22 protein-coding genes are annotated in these 21,892 nt (G+C 42.1%); 11 read left to right on the plus strand and 11 right to left on the minus strand.

Annotated features, from left to right (window positions below; translation table 11 throughout):
• Positions 1–43: 43 nt before the first annotated feature.
• The 4 genes from WC743_RS02110 to WC743_RS02125 form a co-directional block, all read right to left on the minus strand.
• Complete coding sequence (locus WC743_RS02110) at positions 44–3,097, minus strand: GH92 family glycosyl hydrolase (RefSeq protein ID WP_373010087.1); 3,054 nt, start codon at positions 3,095–3,097, stop codon at positions 44–46.
• Between the two features lie 246 nt (positions 3,098–3,343).
• Positions 3,344–4,123: an amidohydrolase gene (locus tag WC743_RS02115; protein ID WP_373010088.1), complete on the minus strand. Its 780-nt coding sequence runs from the start codon at positions 4,121–4,123 to the stop codon at positions 3,344–3,346.
• A gap of 55 nt (positions 4,124–4,178) precedes the next feature.
• Positions 4,179–5,324, minus strand: coding sequence for a methionine aminotransferase (locus WC743_RS02120; RefSeq protein ID WP_373010089.1), 1,146 nt, complete (start codon positions 5,322–5,324; stop codon positions 4,179–4,181).
• 171 nt (positions 5,325–5,495) lie between these two features.
• A complete protein-coding gene (locus tag WC743_RS02125) occupies positions 5,496–6,017 on the minus strand; it encodes an SHOCT domain-containing protein (RefSeq protein WP_373010090.1) in 522 nt (173 codons plus the stop codon).
• Positions 6,018–6,140: 123 nt separating this feature from the next.
• On the opposite strand from WC743_RS02125, the gene WC743_RS02130 reads away from it, so the two are divergent.
• The 4 genes from WC743_RS02130 to WC743_RS02145 are packed head-to-tail and all read left to right on the plus strand — an operon-like array spanning position 6,141 to position 9,007.
• Positions 6,141–7,112 (plus strand): ABC transporter substrate-binding protein, encoded by a 972-nt coding sequence (locus WC743_RS02130; RefSeq protein WP_373010091.1) that lies wholly within the window; start codon positions 6,141–6,143, stop codon positions 7,110–7,112.
• Entirely contained in the window at positions 7,112–7,978 is an 867-nt protein-coding gene (locus WC743_RS02135; protein WP_373010092.1) for an ABC transporter permease, read from the plus strand. The genes WC743_RS02130 and WC743_RS02135 overlap by 1 nt, the downstream gene beginning before the upstream one ends.
• The gene (locus tag WC743_RS02140; RefSeq protein WP_373010093.1) at positions 7,975–8,724 is read left to right on the plus strand and encodes an ABC transporter ATP-binding protein; all 750 of its coding nucleotides are present in this window, start codon (positions 7,975–7,977) and stop codon (positions 8,722–8,724) included. The genes WC743_RS02135 and WC743_RS02140 overlap by 4 nt, the downstream gene beginning before the upstream one ends.
• A 34-nt stretch (positions 8,725–8,758) precedes the next feature.
• Positions 8,759–9,007 carry a hypothetical protein gene (locus tag WC743_RS02145; protein ID WP_373010094.1) on the plus strand — a complete coding sequence of 83 codons (249 nt, stop codon included), beginning with the start codon at positions 8,759–8,761 and terminating at the stop codon, positions 9,005–9,007.
• A 53-nt stretch (positions 9,008–9,060) separates the two neighbouring features.
• On the opposite strand, the gene WC743_RS02150 is transcribed toward WC743_RS02145, so the two are convergent.
• Positions 9,061–9,738 carry a hypothetical protein gene (locus tag WC743_RS02150; protein WP_373010096.1) on the minus strand — a complete coding sequence of 226 codons (678 nt, stop codon included), beginning with the start codon at positions 9,736–9,738 and terminating at the stop codon, positions 9,061–9,063.
• Positions 9,739–9,856: 118 nt separating this feature from the next.
• A complete protein-coding gene (locus tag WC743_RS02155) occupies positions 9,857–10,081 on the minus strand; it encodes a transposase (protein WP_373010097.1) in 225 nt (74 codons plus the stop codon).
• Positions 10,082–10,418: 337 nt separating this feature from the next.
• On the opposite strand from WC743_RS02155, the gene WC743_RS02160 reads away from it, so the two are divergent.
• Positions 10,419–10,940 (plus strand): tetratricopeptide repeat protein, encoded by a 522-nt coding sequence (locus tag WC743_RS02160; RefSeq protein WP_373010098.1) that lies wholly within the window; start codon positions 10,419–10,421, stop codon positions 10,938–10,940.
• 47 nt (positions 10,941–10,987) lie between these two features.
• On the opposite strand, the gene WC743_RS02165 is transcribed toward WC743_RS02160, so the two are convergent.
• Positions 10,988–12,292 carry a sorbosone dehydrogenase family protein gene (locus WC743_RS02165; protein ID WP_373010099.1) on the minus strand — a complete coding sequence of 435 codons (1,305 nt, stop codon included), beginning with the start codon at positions 12,290–12,292 and terminating at the stop codon, positions 10,988–10,990.
• A 287-nt stretch (positions 12,293–12,579) separates the two neighbouring features.
• On the opposite strand from WC743_RS02165, the gene WC743_RS02170 reads away from it, so the two are divergent.
• Complete coding sequence (locus tag WC743_RS02170; RefSeq protein ID WP_373010100.1) at positions 12,580–13,452, plus strand: hypothetical protein; 873 nt, start codon at positions 12,580–12,582, stop codon at positions 13,450–13,452.
• A 62-nt stretch (positions 13,453–13,514) separates the two neighbouring features.
• Here WC743_RS02170 and WC743_RS02175 read toward each other — a convergent pair whose 3' ends face one another.
• From WC743_RS02175 to WC743_RS02190, 4 genes are all read right to left on the minus strand, one after another.
• On the minus strand, positions 13,515–14,465 hold the full coding sequence (locus tag WC743_RS02175) for an aldo/keto reductase (protein ID WP_373010101.1): 951 nt from the start codon (positions 14,463–14,465) through the stop codon (positions 13,515–13,517).
• A gap of 31 nt (positions 14,466–14,496) precedes the next feature.
• Positions 14,497–14,727 (minus strand): hypothetical protein, encoded by a 231-nt coding sequence (locus tag WC743_RS02180; protein WP_373010102.1) that lies wholly within the window; start codon positions 14,725–14,727, stop codon positions 14,497–14,499.
• A gap of 142 nt (positions 14,728–14,869) precedes the next feature.
• On the minus strand, positions 14,870–15,445 hold the full coding sequence (locus WC743_RS02185) for an NTP transferase domain-containing protein (protein ID WP_373010103.1): 576 nt from the start codon (positions 15,443–15,445) through the stop codon (positions 14,870–14,872).
• 4 nt (positions 15,446–15,449) lie between these two features.
• The gene (locus WC743_RS02190) at positions 15,450–16,613 is read right to left on the minus strand and encodes an XdhC family protein (protein ID WP_373010104.1); all 1,164 of its coding nucleotides are present in this window, start codon (positions 16,611–16,613) and stop codon (positions 15,450–15,452) included.
• Between the two features lie 183 nt (positions 16,614–16,796).
• Between WC743_RS02190 and moaA the strand changes: the two genes are divergently transcribed.
• The 5 genes from moaA to WC743_RS02215 all read left to right on the plus strand — a co-directional run bounded on the left by moaA (position 16,797) and on the right by WC743_RS02215 (position 21,763).
• Entirely contained in the window at positions 16,797–17,786 is a 990-nt protein-coding gene (moaA, locus tag WC743_RS02195; RefSeq protein ID WP_373010105.1) for a GTP 3',8-cyclase MoaA, read from the plus strand.
• A gap of 12 nt (positions 17,787–17,798) precedes the next feature.
• Positions 17,799–18,992 carry a molybdopterin molybdotransferase MoeA gene (locus WC743_RS02200; RefSeq protein ID WP_373010106.1) on the plus strand — a complete coding sequence of 398 codons (1,194 nt, stop codon included), beginning with the start codon at positions 17,799–17,801 and terminating at the stop codon, positions 18,990–18,992.
• Between the two features lie 90 nt (positions 18,993–19,082).
• A complete protein-coding gene (gene moaC / locus WC743_RS02205; protein WP_373010107.1) occupies positions 19,083–19,565 on the plus strand; it encodes a cyclic pyranopterin monophosphate synthase MoaC in 483 nt (160 codons plus the stop codon).
• Entirely contained in the window at positions 19,546–20,727 is a 1,182-nt protein-coding gene (locus tag WC743_RS02210) for an NTP transferase domain-containing protein (RefSeq protein WP_373010108.1), read from the plus strand. The genes moaC and WC743_RS02210 overlap by 20 nt, the downstream gene beginning before the upstream one ends.
• Positions 20,717–21,763 carry a ThiF family adenylyltransferase gene (locus tag WC743_RS02215; protein ID WP_373010109.1) on the plus strand — a complete coding sequence of 349 codons (1,047 nt, stop codon included), beginning with the start codon at positions 20,717–20,719 and terminating at the stop codon, positions 21,761–21,763. The genes WC743_RS02210 and WC743_RS02215 overlap by 11 nt, the downstream gene beginning before the upstream one ends.
• Positions 21,764–21,892: the final 129 nt, after the last annotated feature.

The following is a 21,892-nucleotide window of genomic DNA, read 5'->3' on the forward strand; positions in this document are numbered from 1 at the left end:
AGTTAAAAGTTGAAAGCCATTCCTCCAAATTCACTAATTATACTTACTCTACCGTTATTTCATCCGCAAAGATGTACGATTGGCTGCCCTTGCTTTCATGCCAATCGGGCAGGGGGCCGTATTGTTTGGCCACTACCTTTATATAACGGGCACGGGCATTTAAAGGCGCTGTAAATTCCTGGGTCTGCATATTCAGGTCCTTCACGTCTACTTTACTCTCAACGGTTGCAGCCAATTTGTAATTCTTTCCATCGTCAGATAGCCAGTACTGCACATTTTTAGGGAACACTATCCATGACCGGGTATCCTGCAGTGTACCAATGCTAACCTGCTTTACGGGCTTTATTTGTCCCATATCAATAATTGCTTCCAGATCTTTATTCTGGTAACCCTGCCAGTTACCTAAACGCCAGTTTGCTGTGCCGTGAATACCATTTACCAGTGTTTCATCGCCCTGTGCAGCATAGTTAGGCAGGTATTTATTGGTTAATGATAACTTCAGGTCGCCACGGATCTTTATGAAATTACCCTCATCAACAAAGCTGCTTTTGCCGTTATTGATGGCAATGGCCTTCACCGTTGTATTGGCCGAAATTATTAAGGCTTTGCTGTAAAGCGCCGAATTTGCATCGGGTGTGCTGCCATCTAAAGTGTAATAGATCTTAGCCAAGCTGTCGGCACATTTAATGGTAAGGCTTATGGCTTGTTTAAACGTTTTTGAGGCAGATTCTATGTAAGGGTTAGGCACTATCAGTTCATCCGTGATCTTAGAGGTAGGTTTCTCCAAATCCTGTACAAATAGCTTGTTAGCCAGCCTGCCGGTAAATACCTCAAACTCGCCGCCTTTAATAATGGTCTCATAATCAAGGTAGAGTTTGTTATAGCTCTTTTTATCCAGATTCATACCCTGCAGGTACACATTAGAGCGACTAACTGTAGCGCCCGGATTACTCACCGTGAATCTTTTGCCATTTTCCAGGCTGATGATCATTGTTTCGAACTGCGGAATCCCTATCTGGAACTGCTGCTGCCCCGGTGCTATATTGTAAAAACCTAAACAACTCATTACATACCAGGCCGACATTTGCCCGCAGTCCTCATTGCCAGATAAGCCATCGGTTGCGGCGGTATATTGTTCGTTTATAATTTTATTAAGGTAGTACTGCGTTTTATCCGGCGAATCTGTAAAGTTGTACAAATAGGCAATGTGATGGCTTGGCTCGTTGCCATGGGCGTATTGCCCAACCAGGCCGGTAACATCATCCTGCTGGCGGCCGCTTAGTTTAGCTGTGGTGCTAAACAGTTCATCCAGTTTTATTTCAAAGCTCAGTTTGCCGCCCATCGCTTTTATCAGCCCTTCAATATCCTGCGGCACTAAAAAAGAATATTGCCATGCATTACCTTCGGTGTAGTTATTATTGATCTCGGTAGGCTCAAACGGTGTAAACCATGCACCGTTATCACGTGCCTGCATAAAACCGTTCTGGTTGTTATAAACGTTCTTCCAGTATTGGGCACGCTTAATGAATTCGGCATAATCCTGTGGTTTGCTAAGCATTTTGGCCATTTGGGCAATGCACCAGTCATCATACGCATACTCCAATGTTTTTGAAACCGACTCATGCTCCACATCGGCATTAACGGCGCCTGTTTTACGGTAATTATCTAAGCCAAACTGGTTACGGTTTACTGCCGCTTTCATGGCAACAAATGCTTTTTCGGCATCAAAGTCCCTTATCCCTTTAGCGTACGCATCAACAATAACCGGGATGGAGTGGTTCCCTATCATGCAAAAAGTTTCGTTTGATGCCAGCGGCCATATGGGTAACAGGCCGCCTTGCTCATACATTGCCATAAAGCTTTTAATGAAATCAAGCGTGCGCTTACGGTCAATAAGTGTAAGCAGCGGGTTCTCCGCACGAAAGGTATCCCATAAAGAGAAAACCGTGTAATAGTTAAACCCATTGGCGGTGTGTATCTGTTTATCCATACCGCGGTACTGGCCATCAACATCATTGTAAACATTGGGGGCAAGCATACAATGGTACAATGCCGAGTAAAATATGATCTGCTTGATCTTAGCATGATCGGGTATTGCTACCTTTTTTTGTGGTTTAGGACTGGGGTAACCAAACGGATTATAGCTATTATTCTCTGCCTGCTGTTGCGGAACCGGTGGTGCGCCGCCCTCAACCTGTATTTTGTTAAGTTCGGTGTTCCAGGCAAGCTTTGCTGCTTTGGCAACCTTTTTAAAATCAAAATCAGGGACTTCGGCATCAAGGTTCTTTAAAGCGCCTTCGGCACTTACTGATGAGATCCCAACCTTTGATACCACATCACCGGGGTTATCAAATTGCACGTACATTTTTACATTTTTACCCTGAACTTTATTTTGGCCTTGCTGCAGCTTATCATCTAATGCTATGCCATAGGTTTTAAACGGTTTAGAGAATTTGGCGTAAAAATAAACGTATTGGTCTGTAGCCCATGATTTTGACCTGCGGAAACCGCGGATCTCATGGTCATTAACCACCTCTATCCAGGAGTCAAGCACTTCATCACGATGCTGAAGGTCAATTATGATATTGGCCTGCGGGGTGCTTGGGTAATCATAATGGTGTACGCCCACTCGGGTAGTTGCCGTTAGCTCAACCCCGATGTTATATTTATCAAGCCTGGTTTTGTAATAACCCGGCGAGGCATCCTCGTTTTTCTTTTTAAAACCCGATCGGTAATCTTTATTGCTCAATTGTGGAGTGCCGGTAGTAGGCATAAAAAGCACGTCGCAATAATCGGCTATGCCGGTACCACTAAGGTGGGTATGTGAAAAACCGTAAGCAGTAGTATCGGTATAATGATAGCCTGATGAACCATCCCAGCCTTCTAGTCGTGTATCCGGACTAAGCTGAACCATCCCAAACGGTACCACCGCGCCGGGATAGGTGTGGCCATGGCCGCCTGTGCCAATAAACGGATCAACATATTGGGTGAGTTCTTTAATTTTAAGTGGTTTTTCTTTTTCCTTTTTTTGTGCCGATGCGCAAAAAGCAGATAACAAGGCAAACACTGCTACAGTGGTACGTAAAATCAATCTCATCTACAAAATCCGGTTAATAATTTTTACTAACGCAAAATACTAAGTTTAGTATGTAAATGAAAGTTTAATTAGGTGGAAAGATGATAATGCATGGTGTAGTGCCGCTCCGGCGATTGTCGGGATGCTTAGGTATGATTTGACAGTGCAGACGTGTTTGAATAATAACCGGATAAATTTAGCCGATCAACTCATCCTGACTTTTCAACACCTGGCAACCGTCAAATATAAATTATAGTCCCCGGCAGTTTAATTCTCGATAGTAAACACATCCGCATCCTTTAAGAAAGGCAGTGCACGGCGGGCTTTTTTAACCTCATCGCCAATAACAGAAAAGGTGTATACATCTTCCTCATCGCGTTTATAGTAAACCACATTGCCGTTAGGGTCAATACAGGTTGAATCGCCTGAGTGGTAAACTTCGTTACCATCATGCCCAACACGGTTAACGCCAATTACATAGCTTTGATTTTCAACAGCACGGGCGGGGATAAGGGTGCGCCAATGCAACGCGCGCTTTTCGGGCCAGTTGGCTACTATCATCAGCAGGTCGTAATCTTCGTCAACGTTACGCAGCCATACCGGGAAACGCAGGTCATAGCATATCATCGGGCAAATTTTCCAGCCGTTTAATTCCACTATCAGTTTTTTGGTGCCTGCAGTATAAGTTTGGTTTTCTTTACCCAAAGCAAACAGGTGCCGCTTATCATAATGCTCATGTGTACCATCGGGGCGTACCCAAAGCAGGCGGTTGTAATATTTGCCGCCTTCTTTAATAATAATACTGCCGGTTACTACACAATCAAACTTTTGCGCGGTTTTTTGCATCCATTGCATGGTTTTGCCATCCATAGTTTCACCCAGTGCTTCGGCATTCATGGTAAAGCCTGTATTAAACATTTCTGGCAAAATAATGAGGTTTGTTTTTTCGCGGATACCTGATAACCGTAAAGAAATATTTTGCAGGTTCTTATCTATATTTTCCCAAAATAAGTATCCCTGGTATATTGTAATTTTAAGATTATCCATAAGCGTGTAAGTAGTTCGGCAGCAATTAAGTTATACGTAAACGTTTTCTGTAAGGTTAAACCTTTATCAATCTATCAACGGCTTTATCAATAGTTTCTTGCCTTTTTGCAAAACAAAAACGCAAAATATGCCTGTCAATACCCGTACGATAAAACGCTGAAACAGGTATAGAAGCCACCCCGGCCTCCTTTGTTAAGCGGATGGCAAAGTCGGTGTCCTTTTCATCAGTAATGGTATCATAAGCAACCGATTGGAAGTATGAACCTGAACAGGACAGCAGCTTAAACCGTGTTTGTTCCAGGCCTTTACGAAAGTAATCGCGCTTTTCCTGGAAAAAATCAGGCAGGCTTAAATAGGTATTTTCATCCTTTAAATATTCGGCAATGGCATATTGCATGGGCGAGTTAACGCTGAATACCAAAAACTGGTGTATCTTCCTGAATTCCTGCATCAAATAAGCAGGGGCAAGGCAGTAACCCATTTTCCAGCCGGTGGCGTGGAATGTTTTGCCGAAAGAGGAAATGATAAAGCTACGTTGCTGCAATTCCGGATAGCGGGCCATGCTGTGATGCACCTGTCCGTCATATATCAGGTGCTCGTAAACTTCGTCGCTTAAAATTAAAATATCCTGGTTCTTTACCAGGGCGCTTAACTCGTCAATATCCTCTTTACTTAGTATGGTGGCGGTTGGGTTATGCGGCGAATTAAGGATGATCATTTTTGTTTTATTATTGATCAGCCTTTTAACCATATCCCACGCAATGCGGTAATCAGGTGGTTCTAATTCAAGGGATTTTACAACGCCGCCCATCAGTTTAATAGCAGGGGCATAACAGTCATACGCCGGCTCAAAAATTATTACCTCATCATTTGGATGGATAACCGCGCTAATTGCCGTGAATACAGCCTGCGTGCCACCGGCGGTAACAGTTATCTCGTTTTCGGGATCGTAAACAGCACCGTAAAGCTTTTCGGTTTTAATGGCAATTTGTTCGCGCAGGGCCATAAGACCGGCCATTGGGGCATATTGATTATGCCCGTTCTGCATGGCCTTATTCACCAGTTCAATCAGTTCAGGCGAAGTGGAATAATCCGGAAACCCCTGTGATAAATTTATCGCACCGGTTTCATTAGCCAACGCCGACATGGTGGTGAATATAGTAGTTCCGGTTTGTGGTAATTTAGAAATAACAGATATCATCAGGGCTAAATTAACCAAAAAAAGGCACACCACATTTGTATGTGGAAAAATGAGATAGAAATTGTGCAGCTTAATTAGCTTTACTCACCTGCCAAAAACACCGGCAATATTGGTGTAATAGTACTTAATAGTGAGCTTGGTATTTTTACCGATATAAGCCAGGTTCCTTAATTAAAGCCCTAAAAGTTTTTTCTTTTGGGCATCATATTCTGCCTGTGTAAGGGTGCCGGAATCTAAAAGTTTTTTAAGCTTTGCTATTTCATCGGCCACACTCGTTACTGTATTTGCTACAGGGGCTGCTGCCTGGCCTTTACAAGGTATTACTTCACAGGTTTGTATAGCATCATCAATTGCCAGGTTAAAGTTTACGGGGCCGTTGCCATCTACAACAAAGGTTACTTTTTGAACGCCATTTATTTGCGCCGATTTCATTTTTCTGATAACGGTTGCAGTGTTTGAAAAACTTTTATCAATATTTAATTGATCGCTACGCTGTTGTTTGTGGGCCAAAAATGCGCCAAAACCACCCATCTGCATATAGTTAAATGAGCCATTAGGTGCCGACCCCCTGCCTAATTTTACCGTATCACCAATTTTATAGGTTAAACCGTTAATTGCTTTATAAGAGGTGAGCTTTTGCGCGTAGCATTGAATTGATGCACTAAGAATAATTAATAGTAAAATATTTTTCATATAGCGGGGGCTTAGGTTTAATCAATAAATGTTAAATATAACAATTATGCCATATTTCTCTTTCGGTTTTTAAATTTTTTTGTGTGAGTTTCTGCTTTCAGCCCGATTAGCTAACTTAGTAAAATGAAATTTTTCAAGCTGATATCCGTCGCTTTAATTATCACCGCTGCTTTTTCCTGTACACCGTCTAAAAAATCAAATTTACCGGTTGTTGGTTTTGTTGATGCCTTTGAGGATGCTACCATAGCACAAGCTAAAACGGGTTTTGTTGATGCGTTAAAGAAAGAAGGCTTTAGCGAAGAGAAAAATAATATCAAAATAGAATATCGCAATGCGCAGGGCAGTATCCCAACGCTAACACAGATAGTGAATTACTTTGTATCAGAAAAGGTTGACCTGCTGGCTACTTCAACCACGCTATCAACAGTGGCTGCTATTCAAAAAACAAAAACTATCCCAATCTTTCAAATGGTATCGCCAACGCCCGAGCGGATGAAGGTGACAGATGCCGCGGGCAAAGCCCCAACAAACCTTTTTGGTACAATGGAAGAACTGAATTATATAGATACATCTTTTAGTATTATACCCAAGCTGCTAAAACCCAAAGCCGGTCAGTTAACTATAGGGATGATATTTAATCAATCTGAGCCACAGTCTGCAGATGCTTTAAACAGGATAAAAGGCCTGGCTGCAAAATTAAATGTAAAGATCATTGCCCTGCCGCTCAATTCATCTGCCGATGCGCAGCTGGTTACACAGGCCTTGTTAAATAAGAATATTGACGCGTTTTTCGCCAACCCGGATAACACCGTGTTTGCCGCTTTTGAGACCATTTTGAAAAGTTGTAACGAAAAAAACATTCCCATATTTACCAGCGAGGCAGGTTTAGTGCAGCGTGGTGCTGTAGCCGCCTTTGGCGCTGATATTTATCAGTGGGGATATCAATCGGGCTTGCAGGCTGCTCAATATTTAAAAACACATAAAACCAGCGGACTAAAGCTGGAGATGGTAAAAATAAGGAAGCGGGTGTACAATGCGGCGGCAGCCAAAAAGTATAACATTGCCATACCTGCAGATTTTGAAGCAGTAAAATAATGGATTTTTACCTAACCGCTTTAATACAAGGGCTTTGCTTCGCGGGTATCGCATTCGGGATCTATATCTCTATGAAGATCTTTAACATTCCTGATATTACTACCGATGGCAGCTACACCCTTGGCGGGGTAGTTACAGGCGCTATGCTTACCCATAATCAGCCCGGTTATATTATTTTGCCGGCAGTGCTAATTGCGGGTGCATTGGCCGGTGCCCTTACCGGGATCATCCACACTAAGCTAAAGATAAATGCACTGTTAGCAGGCATATTAGTGATGACGGCGCTATACTCTATCAACCTAACCATTTTGGGCCGGTCAAACATGCCATTGTTGAGTATGCCTAATTTGTTTACCATAATAAACCTGATAGATAACGTTAATCAAAACTCGCTTTTGATCTTATTGGTATTTGTAGTTGGGATAACGCTGATCATCGGCTACCTGCTTAAAACAGATTTTGGTATTGCTATGCGTGCCACAGGTAACAGCGAACCCATGATACGGGCTTTAGGCGTTAATACCGACCGGATGAAGATAATTGGCCTGGCTATAGCAAACGCTTTAACCGCTTTAAGTGGTTACCTTATTGCCCAGCAGCAGGGCTTTGCCGATATAAGCATGGGGATTGGTATTGTGATAGTAGGTTTAGGTTCTGTTATTATTGCCGAAACCATAATTAACTGGCTGCAGATAACATCGGTATGGCTAAGTTTAATTTTAGTACTTGCAGGCGCTATTATATTCCAGTTTGTATTGGCCCTTACGCTAAACATTGGGGTTGATGCCAACCTGCTGAAATTGGTAACAGCAGTGTTTGTTTTATTGATAGTGGGCCTTCCGCGCTTAACATCCCGTAAAGCATGATAGAGATAGCCAATATCAGCAAAACGTTCAACACCGGTAAGCCTAACCAGGTAAATGCTATCAGTAAGGTAAGCCTGAATATTAAAGCGGGAGAATTTGTAGTAATTATAGGTTCAAACGGATCTGGCAAAACAACACTTTTAAATTTAGTTGCCGGTAATATTTTGCCCGACAACGGTACCATTACTATTGATGGCAATAACGTAACCCGCTTACCCGAATACAAGCGCAGCAAATGGATAGCCCGTATTTTTCAAAATCCATTGTTAGGTACTGCCGCAGATCTGAGCATTGTTGACAACTTCCGGCTGGCGGCAATTCGTACACAGTATAAGGGGCTGTCCATCGGCAAAAACGAAAGCTTTAAAAAACTGGTAAAGGATAAGATTGCCACCCTGGGAATGGGGCTAGAAGACAAGATAGAGCAACCTATAGGTACTTTATCCGGCGGACAAAGGCAGGCACTTACATTACTCATGAGCGTAATGGATACCTGTAAAATATTGCTGCTTGATGAACCTACCGCCGCGCTCGACCCGCGATCGGCTGAGAATGTGATGCGAATAGCAGACAACTTGATTAAAGAATACAGCCTTACCGCCATACTGGTTACCCATAACCTTAAAGATGCCGGTAATTATGGGTCGCGTATTATACAAATGGGCGAAGGGGAAATATTAAAAGATGTTTCAGCGATAGAAAAGTCAAAATTAAAGCAAAATGATCTGTTCGACTGGTTTGGGTAAATAATGGCAAAATAATTGTGTAGCCATTGGTACTATGAAGAACAACACATTTCAAACTATATCAGACGCTTACCAGTTAGTAAGCGGCGCAAAAATCAAAGGAAAAAATTACGACGAAGTATTTGAACTGGGTGCATATGACGGCAACAAGCGTGGCTACACACTGTATGCTTTTGAGGATGGCGTTAAGTTTACAGATTTTAGCGTTATCATCTCCGAAAAGGAACTGATGAACAATTACCTGATAGAGAAAGTGAAGGCTGCGCAAAAAATGGCAGCATAATTAAGGTTTTGACAACCCCTTAAGAGCGTCAAAACCTTAATTTTATACTGAACTTATTGATTACCTAAGCGGGTTGAAAAATCAGAAATAACATTCTGGTATTTTCTTAATACACGGTCCCAGTCATGAAATTGCTCATCGGCTTTCACACTTGTAAGTGGCCCTCCCGAATATTCGCTTACCAACTTAACTTTATAAGTTAAGGGGTCGCTTTTAGAAAGCTTAATGATCAACCGCGTTCTGATCGTGTTTTGCTGAAAACTTTGAATGCTCCATGCTGTTCGTAAATAAGAGGTCTCTTTATCTGCAACCTCTATCGCATCAAAATAATCTGTTACAACTTGATTGGCACGTTTCCAAACTTCATTTACATCCTGCTTTTTACTCACTTCGATAGAAAAATCAATGTTGGCCTGGTCTGTTTTTATTGAAGCTTCTTCCGCATCGTCTTTTTTCATATCAAAAAACTGCTTTTTGGGAGGTTCTGTCATCCCTTTTTTGTTACAATACGTTTGCTCGTATTTTAAATAACCTGCTTTTTGTATTTTAACATTAACACATGAGTTTTTAGGGACTTTGATTTTTAAATTGCCTGTTCCTAAGCTTTGGCCATCAACAATAATTTTTGCATCGGGTTCAGATGCTGAGATCTCAACCGTTTGAGCTTTAATTGCAAATGGAGCAACTAACAGAATTGATGTAATAATTGTAATAAGTAATTTTATTTTCATATTAGGTTAGGTTGTTAGTATATTAATTATATATAAAATGTTTATGCATAGATACATATAAATAAAAATATAATATTATAATTAATTAATAATAGTATTAAATAATATAAAATATATTTTAATGTGCAATATATAGGCGTGCTGCTTTATGCCACAAAAGGATTGATGATATAATTATATGTGGGTGCCAAATGACTTCCTGGTTTTCAATATATTCGGATATGACTTTAATTTGTGAGCGTGAATAAGAAAATGCAGCATAACCTTCTTGCCATCTAAATATTGCCGGACACAAATTTTCTTTATTTATCCATTCTGATGATTCGCCTTTTACTATTCTCATCAAATCTCTGCCCTTGTTGGTGCCAGCACCAACAAGGGCGGGGCACCTGCCGCCCGTTGATCAGATTCTTCGATACCATCCAGTATTACAGGGCGTTACTTGTATGTATTTTGAAATCCTCTTTCTATTCCGTACTTTTACAGCAAATAATTACAACGATGCTATTTAATAACTCTATCTGTAACACTTATAAGCGGCCCATGGGCACGCTGCAGAAGAGCTTTGCATCAAGGATCCAACTCTTCTCCTAGCACACCTGTTAACACAGGGAACACAATTTATTTTTTATTGAACAAATACTGAGGCTAATGCCACGGGTTTACACATTTGAATTTTTATGGACACATATTATACTATTGAAGAGAAGTATTTACAGGCTGTTGACGAGCTGACTTACGGCGAAACACCAAAAGCACTGAATTTGCTTAATGAGTTGATCACAAACGACCCGCTGTACGCGCGTGCGCATTTCCAGATCGGCAAAATATACTATTACGATTTAAAGGACTATCAAACCGCAGGTTACCACTTTAAAACCTGTATGGAAATAGATCCGTTATTCTCAGATAACTATAGCCATTACCTGAGCCTGGTTGTATTTTTAAAAATGGATAAACAGGTTAAACACGTTGCAACAGCAGCGCTGGATACGCCGGGTGTTAACCCATCATCTATTTATGAATTGCTGGGCTTATATGCCGAGAAAAACAAAGATTGGAATAAAGCTTTGAAGGCATACCGCAATGCATACATGGAAGCAACCACAAAAGAACAACTCGAAAGCACCGAAGAAAGCATTGACCGCGTAAAACTTAAAATGCGGCAGGGTATTGTATATCAATACACGCTTACCGGTTAAACAAAAAAAGGCCTCCTGATGGAGGCCTTTCTGATTATCTGTCTTTTTTATTTCTTGTAACTGATCTTATAAACGGTACCTTTTGAATCGTCGGTAACATATAATGAACCATCAGGGCCTTGTGATAAACCGCACGGACGATGTTCTGCACGGCCGCTTGCAGTGTTTGCGGCAGAGCCGGAAAAGCCATCGGCAAATACTTCCCATTGGCCATCAGGCTTGCCATTTTTAAACGGCTGAAAAACTACAAAGTAACCTGCCTGTGGCTCAGGCGCACGGTTCCATGAACCATGGAAAGCAATAAAAGCACCATTTTTATATTTTGCCGGAAACTGATCGCCGGTATAAAATAACAAACCATTAGGGGCAAGGTGGCCCGGGAAAGCAACAATAGGATCAATGAATTTACTATCGCCTTCTTTTTTACCATCACCACCGTATTCTGGCGCTAAAATATTTTTCTTTTGCTCCTGGTCGTAATAAATATAAGGCCAGCCTGCATTATCGCCTTTATTTATAACGTACAAACATTCGGCTGGTAAAACAGCTTGTTGTTTGGTGGTGTACATTTCAGGAAAAAGGTCATGCAAGCCATCGCGGCCATGCTGCATTACATATAGCTTATTATCTTGCTTATTCCAATCTAAACCCATAACATTTCTTAAGCCTGTTGCATAGCGGATACCATCTTTATAAGTCTGGTTTAATTTATCGGCTTTAAACTGCCAGATACCCCCTGCCGAATCCAATATAGGGCAGCCCGGCTGGCCCAATGAACCTTTTTGGCGGTCTTTTACCTGGCATGAGTTAGAGTAAGCACCAATATTTACATATAGGTTACCTGCATCATCCAGTGTGAACGATTTGGCCTCGTGCTGACGGCGGTTAATTAAGCCGGTAACAATAGTTTCGGGCTTAGCGGGGTCAATCACTTCGTTATTAGCATTCAGCTTATAGCGGTATACATCTTCGTTTGATGAAGTGTACAGATAACCATTTTTTACTTTTATCCCCGAACCGCGATATGTGCCAAAGCTGGCTTTAATTTCGGCCTTGCCATCGGCTTCATGTAAAAGTAAAACGCTTTTGCCATTGTTAGGCCGTTCCAGCTTTACGTAGATCTCGCCTTGAGGGGTTATAGATATATGGCGTGCGCCCCCTAAATTTTCGGCAACTGCTGTTGCGGTAAAGCCGGTTGGCAGGGTTAAACCTGCAGACGTTTCAGTGGTTTGAGTGGCCGCGTGTTTATCAGCGGTTTTTTTGCCCGGGTCTGATGTGCAGGCATTAAATACAATTAAACCGGCAACTGCAAATGCAGGCAAGCCGAATGCAAATGATTTGGTGTTCTTCATGGGTGATGATTATTGGTATCCAAATTTAACCTTTTATGCCCTAAATACCCAAATATGTTTGGGGCTATTGGGTAACAAGGCTGTGTCATGGTGTAAATATTTTATGGATTAATTATTATAATATATTGCCGGTATTTGGAATATGGATATTTTTTAATATATAATTCCGACAAGTCTATGTTTTAAAGAATTATATTCCGATATGTTTAAGTGTTGTGATATTGTTGCTGATTGCGGTTAAACTATTGCCGCTGGCGGGTGTCATAGATGCATAAATTTTAAAGATTATGAAAAAGTCAGTTATACTATCAGCAATATTATTTAGTGGATTGGTTTATAATACCGCTAAAGCCCAGATATCAATTCATGTTGGTTTAAATATTCCAACCCGCCATGTATATGTACCCGCACCGCAACCGGTAGAAACTGTCTATGATGATGACTTTGATAACAGCGACGATTATTATTATTTACCTGAGGTTGAAGCTTATTATAGCATACCATTGAACCGTTATTTTTATTATAACGATAACAGATGGGTATCAGCAGCTTACCTGCCGGGCGCTTATCGTAACTACGACTGGCGTACTGCCCGCAGGTTTGAAGTAAGGGGCCGTCGCCCATATATGAACCATAATGTTTACCGTAACAAATGGGGTGGTAATGGCAATCGTGATTGGAACCGTGGCAACAATAACTACGCGGGCCGTAATAATGATTATAACAATCGTAATGATCGTAACAAAGGTAACTGGGGTGGTAACCAGCCATCAAGAAACAATGGCTACAATCAACCAAACCGCGATGATAACCATGGCAGAGGTAATTGGGGAGGTGGCCGCCCATCGCAACCAAACCGCAACGATAATAGCGGTAGGGGCAACTGGGGCGGTAACCAGCCATCAAGAAACAATGGTAACAATCAGCCAAACCGCGATGATAATCATGGTAGGGGCAGCTGGGGCGGTGGTAAATCACAGCCTTCACAACCAGGCCAAAACGGTGGGCAAAATCAGAACGGCCGTGGCAGGGATAGAGGCCAGTCACAACCGTCAAACAACAACGGTGGTGGCCGCGACAGGGATAATAATAGAGGCGGTGGCCAGGTTGCTCAAAACCAAAACCCAAGACAAAGCGGCTTTGCACGCCCAAGGTTATAAAAAAAGTTCCCCTAATATATATAATGGTAAAGCCCCCCGGGAAACCGGGGGGCTTTTACTTTTTAGTAGTTGCTTGCTGTGGTAAGCAGTGTGATACTTTCGCCGCTTAGTTTAATTCCGGCAGCTTTAATAAGCTCTTTTAATTGATGCACACTGGTAGCGCTGGCTATTGGAGCGGTAATTCCCGGCCTTGCCATAACCCATGCTAATGCAATGGTTGCCGGTGTAGCATTATATTCGCCGGCTACTTTATCAAGCGCGGCCAAAATTCTATAACCACGGCCATTAAGGTACTTTTTAATTCCTCCGCCACGGGGGCTTTTATTCAAATCGCTTTCAGAACGGTATTTACCTGTTAAAAAACCGCTGGCTAAAGAGTAGTAGGTAATAACACCCAGGTTATTTTCACGGGCCAACGATTCATATTGCTTTTCATAATTCTCCCTATCATATAAATTATATTCGGGTTGCAGGCATTCATAACGTGCAAAGCCGTTGTTCTTACTTACCTGTAAGGATTCGCGGACCCTGCCCGCACTAAAATTTGATGCACCAATCGCCCTTACTTTTCCCTGTTGTATGAGGTCGGTATAGGTTTCTAATGTTTCTGTTAAAGGAGTGTCCTTATCATCATCATGCGATTGGTAAAGATCTATATGATCGGTTTTCAACCGCGTTAATGAATCTTCAACGGCTTTTGTGAGGTAAGCTTTTGATAATCCCTTTTTATCTTCGCCCATTGGCTTACCAACTTTGGTGGCTAAAACTATTTTATCGCGTTTGCCGCTTTGCTTTAACCAGTTACCAATAATAGTTTCAGATTCACCACCTTTATTGCCTGGTACCCAGCGGGAATAAACATCGGCAGTATCAATGAAATTAAAACCATGATCTACAAAAGCGTCCAGTAAACCAAATGATGTTTTTTCATCAGCGGTCCAACCAAAAACATTACCACCGAAAACAAACGGTAGCACACTTATTCCTGATCTTCCTAATGCACGCTTTTCCATTCCCTTTAAATATTTGCAGCTATGTTAAATATTAAATATTTGTAGCTAATTGTATCTGCTCCGCCAGCTCATCAACCCAGCCAGACAGGTAAGGCTCGCTGCCCGTAATCCTTGTCCAATGGCCATTGGCATCCCTGCTTATGGTAAGTTGTAAACTTTCGTCGAGTGAGTTAAACTCATAAATCCCGTTATTAATTTCAGTTACTATTCCGTTAACAGGCGTATCCGAACCGGTAAGTACAGCATCAAATTGTTGTTTCATTATTATGGCGTTTTAAAAATAACAAATTGCGATGTATTTATGTTTGAGTGGACAGTGTTTTGACACTAAATTGATGGAGCGATTGTATGTCTTACATGCTTCGCTGCTGCAAGGAAAAATCACCGGTCTGTAGGCTGAGACCTTAAACTAACTTTTCATAATCCTCAATGGTGTCAATATCAACACCCCCTAATGGGAAGGGTACGGACCGCACATCATCAGCATGCTGCAAAATTAGCTTTTTAGCACCTTCCTGACCCTTCAGGGCAAGCAGGTAAGGGAAATATTTAGCTTTAAATAGTACCGGGGCGCCCAAAGTATCATTGTACGCGCTTGCAATAATACCACTTTCATTTTCTGCAGCGGCAGCTATCAATTGCTGTAAAATGGCTTTATCTGCATAGGGTTGGTCGCATAACATAAGCAGTGCAGATGTGATCTGGAGGTAATCGCTTTGTAATTTATCAGCTGCAAGCCTTATGGATGATGCCATGCCTTCTGTCCAGTCGCTGTTATATAAAATATCTACAGGTTGATCTTTGATAGAATGCTCAATAAATTCGCGGTTGGCGCCTAATATTACCAATACGGTTTCGCTAACGGCTAAAGCATTTTTTATAGCTAATTGCAAAAGCGTTTCGCCTTTATAATTTACATTTTGCTTTGGCGAACCAAACCGGCTTGATGAGCCTGCGGCAAGGATAACTATAGCTGTCATAATATTAAAAGTTATCTGTGGGCAGCATTTGCTGTGCTATCTGCTCGTTATTACGATTATGGATAACGGTTTTATCACGTAATGATGAACCGTTCCTGTTTTTTAATACCGCCTGAATCTCTGCAATAATAGACAGGGCAATTTCCTCTGAATTTTCAGAACCAACGTCTAATCCCGCGGGGCCGTAAATGCGGCTTAATTGATCGGCGGTAATATCAATCCCTTGTTCAAGCAATTCTTCCAGTATACGGCTCAATCGCTTTTTGGGACCCAGCGCCCCAATATAGGGGAGCTGCAATGGTAATAGCTGTTTTAAAATGGCCATATCATAATTGTAGTTATGGGTCATTAAAACAAAAGCAGTACGGTTGTCAAAATAAATTTTAGACAGCGCTGTATCCGGCTTGGCTGCTATTAATTTATTGGCGTTAGGGAACCTGTCTGCTGTTATATAATTTGCCCGGCCATCAATTACCGTTATCTGCCATCCTAACACCGATGCCAGGTTGGTAAGAGGTATAGCATCATTCCCGGCACCTACTAATACAAGCGAAACAGCAGGCTGCAGCAATTCAATAAAACAGGTGAATTTATCCTGATAGATATATGTTTTGGTAACCGAATTGCCGTTCTTTAAAACGAATTTGGCATCTGTAAGCAAAGCTTCTTCAATGGTAGCATCAGGGAAGCTGCCGGTTATTTGCTCTTCCTGGTTAAGTAAAACACAGGTGCCGGGTTGTGGGCCCAGCTTATTGTTTAATGAAAATATGGTAATGAGTACAACAGGTTCCCGTTTGCTTAAAAATTGCTTGAATAAAGCTATCGGGTTGTTTGCCGCATCAGCATATATAGGTTCTATTAATATATGGATAATACCGTTACAACCCAGCCCCACACCTAATTTGGCATCGTCATCGTCGGTGGTGTCATAGGTAACCAGCATTGGTTTTTGCTGCGCCATAACCAATCGCGCCTTACGCAGGGCATCACCTTCTAAGCACCCGCCGCTAATTGCGCCGGTAAGCTGCCCATCGTCGGTAACCAGCATCCGTGCGCCTGCACGCCTGTAAGATGAACCTTCTACGTGTACCACAGTGGCTAAAGCGGTTTGCTTGCCGGCCTTTTGCGCTTTATCAAACGCCTTTATTATGTCTTTTAATTCTTTCAACGTATAAAAAAGTTTTGATCACTAAATTAACAGCAACTAATACTTTAAGTTGTAGTAAGTAACTAATATATTCTTTTTATGCTATAAAAACGACAATTAATCAACATAGTTATTGCTAACTTTACATGCATGCCGTAAAACTTTGCTTTATGGCCATTTGTTAACAAATCAAATATCCGACAATTGCTTTTAGATAATCACGGCAGAAAGATCAATTACCTGCGCCTGGCCGTTACCGACCGGTGCAACCTTCGCTGCTTTTATTGCATGCCCGAAGAGGGACTGGACTGGCTGTCACGAAAGGAATTGATGACTTACGAGGAAATGCTGCAGGCTTGTTCATTACTGGTAAAAATGGGTATCGAAAAGATCCGCATAACCGGTGGCGAACCTTTTGTGCGGAAGGATATTATGAAGCTGCTTACAGCTTTATCAAAACTTGACGGATTAAAGGAGTTAAGCATTACTACAAACGGTGTTTTAACAGCTCCGCATGTTGCCGAATTAAAAGAAATAGGGGTACGGTCTGTAAACCTTAGCCTGGATACACTGGATGCCAACCGCTTTTTCGCTATTACCCGCCGTGATGAATTTGCTAATGTAATGGAAACCATGCATGAGCTTTTAAAGCACGATATAGAAGTAAAGATAAATACCGTGGTTATGGCCGGTAAAAACACGCAGGATATTATCCCGCTGGTTGAATTGACCAAAGAGCTGCCGGTGAGCGTCCGTTTTATTGAAGAAATGCCTTTTAATGGCGATGGGCACAGCTACAGCGGGATTGTTTGGGATTATGTGAAGATCTTTGATGAGATACGGCATACATTCCCGGATATTCAGAAAGTGCCTGATCCACTATACTCTACATCTTACAATTATCAAATCCCGGATCATAAAGGGAGCATAGGTATTATAGCAGCCTATTCGCGCACGTTTTGCGGTACCTGTAACCGGATCCGTATAACCCCGCAGGGCACATTAAAAAACTGTTTGTATGATGATGGGGTGCTTAACATAAAAGACCTGATGCGTGCCGGAGTAAATACCATTGAACTGGAAGAAACTTTAAGAGCAGCCTTTAACAGCCGTGAAAAAGATGGCTGGCAAGCAGAACAGAAACGGAAGGAAAATCCAAATTTTCATGAATCTATGGCCACCATTGGGGGCTAATAAAATTATAACATGACAACGGTAGAAGAAGCCGAAAAAATTATCCTTGCCCAGCTAAAAGACTATGGTACTGAAGCCGTGCCTTTTGAGTTGTCCCTGGGCCGGGTACTGGCCGAAGACATAAAAGCCGACCGTGATCTGCCGCCCTTTAACAGGGTAACTATGGATGGCATCGCGATAGCATACAAAGTTATTGAGCAAGGTATTACCACATTTAAAATAAAAGCCACCCAGGCCGCGGGTGATGAACCCGTATCTATTGATACTGCTGATGAATGTATTGAGATAATGACGGGTGCTGCATTATCGCCAACGATTGATACTATTATCCGTTATGAGGACCTGGAAATTATAAACGGAGAAGCAAAACTGATTGTTCCCGAGATAAAAAAAGGGCAGAACATCCACCTGAAAGGGAAGGATAAAACTAAAGGCGATATTGTAGCTGCTAAAGATCAGTTGGTGACACTGGCAATTATAAGTTTAGCTGCATCGGTAGGTAAGGCACAGCTATTGGTTAAAAAACTGCCAAGGGTGATGATCATCTCATCAGGAGATGAATTAGTAGATGTTGCCGATATACCGACGGATTATCAAATAAGGCGATCAAATAATTACACTATTAAAGCCGTTTTAACGCAACATAGCTTAAATGCGGATATGCTGCACATCCCGGATGATGTGGAAGTAACCCGTCAGCAAATCCAAAGCTGCCTGCAAAATTATGATGTGATATTGTTAAGCGGGGGAATCTCGATGGGTAAGTTTGACTATATCCCGCAGGCATTGGAAGACTCGCAGGTGCAAAAACTGTTTCACAAAGTGGAGCAGCGACCCGGTAAGCCCTTTTGGTTTGGCAGGCATAATAATGGTGTGTTGGTATTCGCCTTCCCCGGTAACCCCGTGGCAACGTTTATGTGCCTGCACAGATACTTTTTGTTGTGGTTAAATGCCACGCTTGGCTTACCCCCAAAACAGCCCGTTTATGCTATGCTGGATAAAGATTTTACGTTTATGCCACAGTTAAAGTATTTTTTGCAGGTAAAGCTTAACTTTAATGAAAAAGGCAGCTTAATGGCAACTCCAATAGAAGGAAATGGCTCGGGTGATTTTGCTAATTTAGCAGATACCGATGCCTTTATAGAACTGCCTGCCGAACGGAATGAGTTTAAACAAGGCGAGGCACATAAAGTAATCCAATTTTAAACCGGGATTTATAGGATTTGATAGATTAATGGATTTTGATTTGCAAGGTTATCAGGTCAATCAAAATCAATGTAATAAAAAATATAATCAGTGGAATCACAAAAATTAACTCATTTAGATAAACAGGATAACCCCACTATGGTTGATGTATCTGCCAAGCAGATCACACACCGTACGGCTACGGCGCGCAGTGTTGTAGTATTGCCAGATGAGGTTTTACAACTCCTGGTGGATGGTGAGTTACAGACAAAAAAAGGAGCGGTGTTTCAAACGGCTATTATTGCAGGTATTATGGCCGCTAAAAAAACCGGCGACCTGATTCCGCTTTGTCATCCGTTGGGGATGGATAATTGCAAGGTCACTATTGAATTATCTGCAGAAAATGAAGTGGTGATTGAATGTACCGCCAGTATAAGTGCTAAAACAGGGATAGAAATGGAGGCATTGGTAGGGGCATCAATAGCGGCGCTTACTGTATATGATATGTGCAAGGCCATGAGCCATGATATAGTTATAAAAGAAACAAAACTGATAGCTAAAACAGGAGGTAAACGTGACTTTAAACGAGCATAAAAAGCATACCGCCATTGCCCGCCCGGCAAATGGCAATTTTGGCCGTAACGAGTGGGCTATTTTAGGTGCGTCATGTACGGTCATTAAATTACTGGCAGATCAGGTAATTACTGGCTTGTCTCATCAATATAAATGCGCGTATGCAGATACCTCGCATAACGATGATATGATCCAACTACCGGGCAGGTTGGCTAACGGTGCGGTTTTAGAATATACAGATCAGTTAAATTACAGTCAGCTGAATTATGAGGCCCCGCTTGATCCGTTTAAGCAACGGGAATTGTTTTCGGCGATGGATCTGGTGTTGATAAACGGCAACCATCAGCAAGCAAAGGCGCAGGTGGCAATTATTGATACTAATAAGCGGGCATCACTGCAAAAGCGGATAGCCCAGTTAACCAATGTGCAGTTATTTTTATTGGCCGATAATGCCAGTGAACTATTTGATTTTGTAAAAGAAGCCATACCCAATTGGCAGGAAATCCCTGTATTACGGTTAAATAACGATACACTGCAAATTATTGAGTTTTTTAAAGATAAACTAAAGCAAACTAAACCCATTTTAAACGGATTAGTGCTGGCCGGTGGTAAAAGTGCCCGTATGGGTTTTGATAAAGGTACGGTAAACTGGTATGGTAAAGAGCAGCGTTATTACATGGCCGATCTGCTGAAAGAACATTGCGACCAGGTTTATATTTCCTGCCGGGATGTGGAGCAGCAGAAAGAGATTGCCCCCGAATACATAAGCCTGCCGGATACTTTTACAGGCTTAGGGCCTTATGGCGCTATCCTATCAGCGTTTCGTGAAAACCCGGATAGGGCATGGCTGGTTATTGCCTGCGACCTGCCTTTGGTAGATGCCGGTGTAATACAGCATTTGGTTGATAACCGTAACACGGCAACCATTGCAACTGCCTATCAAAGTCCGCAGAATGAATTCCCTGAACCACTGATAACAATTTATGAACCCAAAAGTTACCCTGTTATGCTTCAATTTTTAGCACAAGGGTATTCTTGTCCGCGTAAGGTGTTGATCAATAGTGATATTACTTCACTGCAATCGCCAAAAGACGATGCCTTAGCCAATGTGAACACACCCGACGAACTGGACAGGATCAAACGGATACTTCATACTAAAGTAGCTTCTACAAATGCATCCTGATTGGTTAAGATATAGCTGCCAGATTGCATTGCCCGGTTTTAGCGAAGCGGCACAACAGCAATTACAGCAAGCCAAAGTGTTAATAGTAGGTGCAGGCGGCTTAGGCTGCCCATCGGCTCAGTACCTTGCAGCAAGTGGGATTGGCACTTTAGGTATTGCCGATTTTGACACGGTATCTATCAGCAACCTGCACAGGCAGGTATTATATAACCCCGATGAGGTAGGCCTGTTAAAGGCTGAGGTAGCGTGTACCCGTTTACAAAAACAAAACCCCGGTATAAAGTTAGTGCCGCATACGATAAAGATCACATCGGCCAATGTGATGCAAATTATTGAGAGGTATGACATTATTGTTGATGGTACCGATAATTTCGAGACCCGTTATTTGCTAAATGATGCAGCTGTTTTAACCGGTAAGCCTGTTGTTTATGGCGCTATTTATCAGTATGAAGGGCAGGTAGCTGTGTGGAATGTGTTAAATACCGACGGCTCCCGTTCCCCAAACTACCGTGATCTTTTTCCGCAGGTTGATGCTACCCAGATCCCCAATTGCGCGGAGGGTGGAGTGATACCTACGCTGGCCGGTATTATTGGTTGTATGCAGGCTAACGAGGTGATTAAATACATAGCCAAAGCTGATGAATTGTTGGCTGGTAAGGTATTGGTATTTGATGCACAAACTATGCAGAGCCGTGTTATTAAGATAGGCAAAGTCACTAAAGTAAATATTACTACGATCCAACAATCCACAGATATACCAACAATTACAGCTGTTGATTTGCAAAAAGGGTTGGTAAATAATACTATAGAGTTGATTGATGTACGCACCGGGCAGGAGCGTGATGTGTACGACATTGGCGGCAAGCATATTCCGCTTGATGAATTAATGGAGCACCTTTATGAATTTCATGATGATAAAACCTACGTGTTTTATTGCGCGACAGGCAAAAGGAGTGGAGAAGCTGTCAAATTAGTTCAAAAGCAGCTGCCAGCAGCTACATTGTTCTCCTTGCAAGGCGGACTAAAGGACATGTAAACTATGTCGTTGCCACGTCGCTGCGCTCCAATGACATGGTTTATAATTGCTGCGGCTGGAGGCCTTATAATAGTCATCACTCGGCTGGAGCCGAGCGATTGTTAGATAAAATATTCTGTTAATTCTTAA

This window comes from Mucilaginibacter sp., from assembly GCF_041660805.1.
Lineage (GTDB): Bacteria > Bacteroidota > Bacteroidia > Sphingobacteriales > Sphingobacteriaceae > Mucilaginibacter.

Excerpts from the sequence above, each read along its gene's own strand:
- WC743_RS02145 (WP_373010094.1), top strand. The coding sequence starts at position 8,759 with ATGAAGAACAACACATTTCAAACTATATCAGACGCTTACCAGTTAGTA.
- WC743_RS02200 (WP_373010106.1), top strand. The coding sequence starts at position 17,799 with ATGACAACGGTAGAAGAAGCCGAAAAAATTATCCTTGCCCAGCTAAAA.
- WC743_RS02150 (WP_373010096.1), bottom strand. The coding sequence starts at position 9,738 with ATGAAAATAAAATTACTTATTACAATTATTACATCAATTCTGTTAGTT.
- WC743_RS02215 (WP_373010109.1), top strand. The coding sequence starts at position 20,717 with ATGCATCCTGATTGGTTAAGATATAGCTGCCAGATTGCATTGCCCGGT.
- WC743_RS02125 (WP_373010090.1), bottom strand. The coding sequence starts at position 6,017 with ATGAAAAATATTTTACTATTAATTATTCTTAGTGCATCAATTCAATGC.
- WC743_RS02160 (WP_373010098.1), top strand. The coding sequence starts at position 10,419 with ATGGACACATATTATACTATTGAAGAGAAGTATTTACAGGCTGTTGAC.
- WC743_RS02165 (WP_373010099.1), bottom strand. The coding sequence starts at position 12,292 with ATGAAGAACACCAAATCATTTGCATTCGGCTTGCCTGCATTTGCAGTT.
- WC743_RS02180 (WP_373010102.1), bottom strand. The coding sequence starts at position 14,727 with ATGAAACAACAATTTGATGCTGTACTTACCGGTTCGGATACGCCTGTT.
- WC743_RS02175 (WP_373010101.1), bottom strand. The coding sequence starts at position 14,465 with ATGGAAAAGCGTGCATTAGGAAGATCAGGAATAAGTGTGCTACCGTTT.
- WC743_RS02120 (WP_373010089.1), bottom strand. The coding sequence starts at position 5,324 with ATGATATCTGTTATTTCTAAATTACCACAAACCGGAACTACTATATTC.
- WC743_RS02155 (WP_373010097.1), bottom strand. The coding sequence starts at position 10,081 with ATGAGAATAGTAAAAGGCGAATCATCAGAATGGATAAATAAAGAAAAT.
- WC743_RS02185 (WP_373010103.1), bottom strand. The coding sequence starts at position 15,445 with ATGACAGCTATAGTTATCCTTGCCGCAGGCTCATCAAGCCGGTTTGGT.
- WC743_RS02170 (WP_373010100.1), top strand. The coding sequence starts at position 12,580 with ATGAAAAAGTCAGTTATACTATCAGCAATATTATTTAGTGGATTGGTT.
- WC743_RS02115 (WP_373010088.1), bottom strand. The coding sequence starts at position 4,123 with ATGGATAATCTTAAAATTACAATATACCAGGGATACTTATTTTGGGAA.
- WC743_RS02130 (WP_373010091.1), top strand. The coding sequence starts at position 6,141 with ATGAAATTTTTCAAGCTGATATCCGTCGCTTTAATTATCACCGCTGCT.
- WC743_RS02140 (WP_373010093.1), top strand. The coding sequence starts at position 7,975 with ATGATAGAGATAGCCAATATCAGCAAAACGTTCAACACCGGTAAGCCT.
- WC743_RS02110 (WP_373010087.1), bottom strand. The coding sequence starts at position 3,097 with ATGAGATTGATTTTACGTACCACTGTAGCAGTGTTTGCCTTGTTATCT.
- WC743_RS02135 (WP_373010092.1), top strand. The coding sequence starts at position 7,112 with ATGGATTTTTACCTAACCGCTTTAATACAAGGGCTTTGCTTCGCGGGT.